At 56.7% G+C, this 5,062-nt stretch carries 5 protein-coding genes; 2 read left to right on the top strand and 3 right to left on the bottom strand.

The annotated features are described in order from the left end of the window. On the bottom strand, positions 1–436 hold a 436-nt coding region (locus CVO76_RS15075), incomplete at its 3' end, for a hypothetical protein (protein ID WP_208739972.1). A 327-nt stretch (positions 437–763) separates the two neighbouring features. Further along, a complete protein-coding gene (locus tag CVO76_RS15080; protein WP_208739973.1) occupies positions 764–2,521 on the bottom strand; it encodes an RNA-binding domain-containing protein in 1,758 nt (585 codons plus the stop codon). 90 nt (positions 2,522–2,611) lie between these two features. Between CVO76_RS15080 and CVO76_RS15085 the strand changes: the two genes are divergently transcribed. Together CVO76_RS15085 and CVO76_RS15090 are read left to right on the top strand one after the other, a co-directional pair. After that, complete coding sequence (locus CVO76_RS15085; RefSeq protein WP_208739974.1) at positions 2,612–2,920, top strand: hypothetical protein; 309 nt, start codon at positions 2,612–2,614, stop codon at positions 2,918–2,920. 10 nt (positions 2,921–2,930) lie between these two features. Further along, positions 2,931–3,218, top strand: coding sequence for a hypothetical protein (locus CVO76_RS15090; RefSeq protein WP_208739975.1), 288 nt, complete (start codon positions 2,931–2,933; stop codon positions 3,216–3,218). Positions 3,219–3,731: 513 nt separating this feature from the next. Here CVO76_RS15090 and CVO76_RS15095 read toward each other — a convergent pair. Continuing rightward, the coding region (locus tag CVO76_RS15095) for a hypothetical protein (RefSeq protein WP_208739976.1) at positions 3,732–5,062 on the bottom strand (1,331 nt) is incomplete at its 5' end.

A 5,062-nucleotide genomic window follows, 5' to 3' on the forward strand; every position in this document is an offset into this window, starting at 1 on the left:
TGTTTTGGAATGCGAATTCACTCAATTTAGTCAACCTTGATCCGTCATCCCACCCTTGGCTTCTCAAGCGCAGGATTACATCGGCTGCCCTTCCAAGCGCAAGCTCCAATTGCGTCCGTTGGTCAGTCCGATTGTAGATTACCTTGACGATCGATGGGTGGCCAGGCTTAGACGCAGAGTCATAGATACTAACGAGGTCTAGACCGAGTGAGGCGCTACCGTTTTCCGGTCCGTAGCCTCTCCACTGGGACAGCAGGTCGTCTTTTTCGCAGAAGCATGCTATGAACGGATCATCCTGGATCGACCCTCTCTCGAAAGAGGCAAGGGCTGCCAAACCAATTTCTTTGCAGTTGTCATCATTAAGAGACTCAAGAAACCTTCTCCCATATTTGATGATGGTTTGGTGGGCGTAAGAAAGCTCTGATGAATCATTCATAAATCGTGCATCTGAAGCCCAAACGGATCCTGATTCTACGATTCCTTGAAGACCATTGAGTGTTGTGTAGTGGTAAAGGCTGGCTGGAGGACGCTGTGAGTAACTGGTAGAAGTCTCAGGAACCTCAGCCCTGAATCGGCTAAACAGCGCTTGCACATAGGAGGATCCGCTCGGAGGGGATGCCGCCGGTTCATGCGTCAAGGAGTGCCTCCACCATCTGAAACTTTGGGTCTTCGCTTCTCAATTTGACCTCCACAGGGGTATTAGCGAGCTGCCCCAGATGAGGACGACTGTCATAGCTGCATGCTACTGCAGGGTTAACGGAATTCAGAACAGCAGTGTGCCTTCGTCCTCTACTGGCGCTGATCGCGCATATTTTTTTATTGGGAACTTTGGACCGGGCCCATACTTCACGGCGGTTCCTCTCGTTTGCTCTGAAACCCTCACCAGTATCTCGCGTCCGAGCAGGTCTCTGAGCATATCGCGGGCTTGGTAGACGTCTATATCGAACAGCCTTTGAATTGTCCGACTATTGATAATTCCGTAGTCAACGATGTGTTCTTGAACCTTCGCATCCGATTCGCTGACTGACCGTTTCTGATACCGAACAGCAGGCCCAAGCGCGATAAGTGCATCGCGCTGTAAGCGGTAGTTGGGATGGCGACGACCTGCAGTTCCAGCGCTAGGCTCAAGAAGATGAGCCTCACCTGTCGCTAGCCTTCTCAGAATTGCCTCTGAAGCCTCAATCTGCCTCTGGATGATTGGGGCTATACCTGCAGCAGTGATTGTCTTCCTGTCACAAAGAACCGTAGTCACAAGCAGAGTGTCGGTGTCGTTTTGCTCGTGAGTAGGCAACGTTGACAGGAAGCGGGCGACCCGTGAGTTTGGTGGTCCACCTGTGAAAGTAACGAGTGTGTCTCTCACCTGGTCCCCGACCTCGCTAATAGTGGGGGCGGAGCGACCACTTCGGATCATGTCCCTAAACATCCGGTCAACTCCCTGCCCCAGTTGCTCAGCAAGACCTAAAGTGCGGAAGACTTCAGCAAGGTGGGGAAACCTTGGTTTGGATGGATGGGTCAAAATGTTGCTGGGCATCACGCCGGAAACGAGAGGACCTGGTGAACGGACTAAGAGAGTTTCCGGTGAGTGCTCCACCGAAACTGGCCTATCTTCCCTAAAGTCGCCGTGCATCAGTGCGTTTGCAAGGGCTTCGCGAATCGCGGATAGAGGGTAGTCTTCGATCTGAATTTGCTGTCCAGATGCTGTCGATACTGGAGTAATGCCGATTCGGTTAGCAATGACCTCCATCACGTCTGGGATAGCGCTGACTACCGGCGCACCCCACCGTCGAACAAAGTCTGCCTCGCCTCCAGACGTTGCGCGATGCTGATATACAAGTAGATTACGCGCTTGACTTCCTATTGGCTGGCAAAGTAGTAGCTCACCGGCATTAGTCAGTGTGTCATCGGTGCGTAGCAGCCGCAGAGCGACGAGTAGTGATTCTGTGTCGGCGGTAGCTAACTCTTGCACGGCTGGGTTGGTAACTCGCGATAGAAGATCACGTAATTTGAAGGCAGCGGCACGATCAATCTCCCCTATATCGCGCCCCGAAGACTGAGCGGACCAATCAATTCCTCTTCGTTCGTCGTGTAGCCGACTCGTTTCCGCAGGGGTCATGACTAAACACATATCTTTAAGACGATGGGTGGGAGAAGTCTTCTTCGTCTGATAGACATCGACGCCTGCGGGAACGAAAATGACGAGCAGGCGGCTGGAAGCACGTGTTACTTCTCGGACTTCGACGAGCAGGTTGGGCTCAGTAAGAGTATAAATTCGCTCTTTGAGCAGCTCGGCCGGGATGTCAGTACCGAGAAAAGCTTCGACCCCTGTACCTCTGTCAGCAACGCCAAGCACCACCTCTCCTCCGGATGCATTCGCGAAGCAGACGGCGGCTTCAGCTATGTCTTGAAAGGTTTCCTTCTTCTCCTTCTTCTCCTGCTTGAAGTCCAACCGCTCGGACTCGAGCGCAGCGGCGTTCTTCTTGTTCTGCTCGATCTGCTCGAGTGCGGCGAGGTACTGGTCCATTGATACTCCTTTGACAAAACTACACTTTGTCACACCACTCAAAGGATGATCAAAGGATGACTGTCACTGACGCCGCGTACGCTCCCTCGCGTGGGTCAGAACAAGCGGTATGCCGAGCACTACGGCCGCTTGATGGATGAGCGGGTGGGTGACTGGGTGATGCGGGAGGAGCCCATGCTTCTGACCGCCGCGGAACTCCAGTTACGGCAGTACCCGCCGAAGGACTTCGATCGGCCCCGCCGGGTGTATGCCTGGGTCCGCTACCCCACCCAAGCCGTCCGAGTCCAAGCCCTTGCGATCTCATGGACAGCAACAGCAATCAAAATTCGGTTCTTCGAGCCACACGTCGACTCCACCCGGGAAGGCTGGGTATGGCGCAACGCGGTCACCCCTGCCTAGAGTCGGGCAGATGGATACGAACACGACGATGTACTGCCCGCGTTGCGAGAAGGTTGTCAGCGCTCGAGTTTCAACGCAGCTATTCCCGAAATCAGCAGGGGGTCATCGAGAGCCGGACTTTGTGCAGTACTACTGCAATGTCGATCAAGGCGAAATACCAGCAGGGTCTGCGCCGCCTCAAGTCATCATGAGGCGCGATGTGCCGATAGTCGACCCTCCTGACGAGACCGAGCCACCTCAAGAGCCGGTAGTGCAAGATGAGGTCACCACTGACGAGCCGGCTGATGAGAAGTTATGAGCGACGGTTACCAGTTGCCGCCGCCTGAAACCAGCGCCTTCGCGTGCTCGTCGGTGAAGATGGTGTTGAGCTTCCGGGGCCGCCTCGACACCAGGTGATTGTCTGGGCCGAGTACATTCCCGTTGTCGAAGAGGGTCGCGGTCATCGCGGCGCCGCGGGAGAGGTGTGGTGCGGTTTAATGCTCCTACCCCGGCATGATGGCCGGCACTTGAAGATCGACGGCGTTGAGTGCCATAAACCGGTTCTTCACTGCCTGTTCATCTCCCCCTTGTCGCCTTCTCATCTGGTTCCAATGTTCGTCGCGTAGACAGGTGTTGTGGTCTCACCGGCAGTACAACGAGGGAGCTGGTATCAGCCATGGTGATTGTGAAAAGAAGCATCGGCATTGTCAGAAGGTGCATCGAACGAGTGCAGGACAACCTTGCGGTCCTAGCGGGCCCTGACGAGCTGAACTACTAATCGACCGTAGATCGTCACCTGAGGGCCCGCCATGTGGCGGGCCCTCACATTTGTCTAGGCCGCGATGGCGACGGCGCTGTTGAGCAGCCAAACCGAACCGGGCGCGGCTCCTGCCGGCGGTGTTGTGACACCGGCAGCGAGGACTCCCGAGATGGGCACAAGGTCACCGATGTTCGTGCGGTTCCACGGGCCGACCACCTTGCTGGTGTAATCCAGGATGCGCCAGTGTTGAGTCTGCAACGTCGCGCCCGAACTGTTCCTAGTCACCGTCTGAATCGTTGAAGTGCTGTTGATCCGTGAGTGCGTGATCCAGTTCCCACCGCCCTGACCCGCGGGCCGGTCGGTGAACGTCGCAAAGCCAGTCGTGCTCGCGTAGTAGTCCTTCGTCGTGTCGAGGTCGGCAAGCTTCGTGACGCCTTCGGGAATCTCTTCTGTACGGCGCGCGAACGCGTCCATGCTGAGGTAGTTCACGGCATCGGCCCGAAACGGTGTGGGGTAGCCCGTCACCGCTATACCCGACACTCGGACGCCCGCCGAAGTGTGCAAGTCCATTCCGTAGGCTGCGCCAGCGCCGGGTGCTGTGGCGGTCACGCCCGTGATGTTCACCGCTGTCACGGTCGAACCCGTATAGACCGCTCGAGCAGCCGAACCGACACAAGTAAGTCCCGACACGTTCACCTTGTCACCGCTGGTAATCGACACGTCCTGATCAGCGCCCGTCCATCCGGAGATGTTGAGCCCGGAAAGGTTGATGTGCCCTGACTTGAACTGGATAGCAACCGCCACAGTGCCGGCAGCGTATCCACCACGGCCAATGGCGGTCAGCCCGGCAATCGACACCCCGTGATAGGCGCTGATGCACAGCGCCCGTGGGCTTGCCTCATCCTGGAACCCCTGATCGTTGTTTGGGTTGATGGATACGAGGTTGGTGGCGACGATATTTTTGGCCGTCTTCGACAGGGGCGCGGTCGGCTGGTGATAGTCAATGTGTCGGAAGTTGAAGGACCGCACGGACCCTTCGTCGCGGTGACCGTTGATGATGACATCCTGTGCCGCGGACTCGTTGCCGTGGCCCTTGATTTCGATGCCGGAATAGCAGTTCTTCGAGCGGTTCGCGGTGAGCGTGGCCCGCCTCGAGTCGCCGTCAATCTCGAACGCGTTGCAGTTGTCCCTGAGCCGCGGCGAGTGACCAAAGCACTCCGTGAACGAAACGTCATCGGCGCTATGGGTGGTGAACGCATCATCACCGAATCCGAACGCTTCGCACTGGAAGAACTTCACGTTGGCCGACCGAGGCGCGGCAAGGTTGCCGTCCCCAACGTAGGGGTAGTCAAGCGGGCCCCATGTCACGTCGAACCCGTGAAGCCCCGCGTTGATCGCCTTGA

Origin of the sequence: Arthrobacter agilis (genome assembly GCF_002953615.1) — a bacterium.
Classification (GTDB): Bacteria; Actinomycetota; Actinomycetes; order Actinomycetales; family Micrococcaceae; genus Arthrobacter_D; species Arthrobacter_D agilis_B.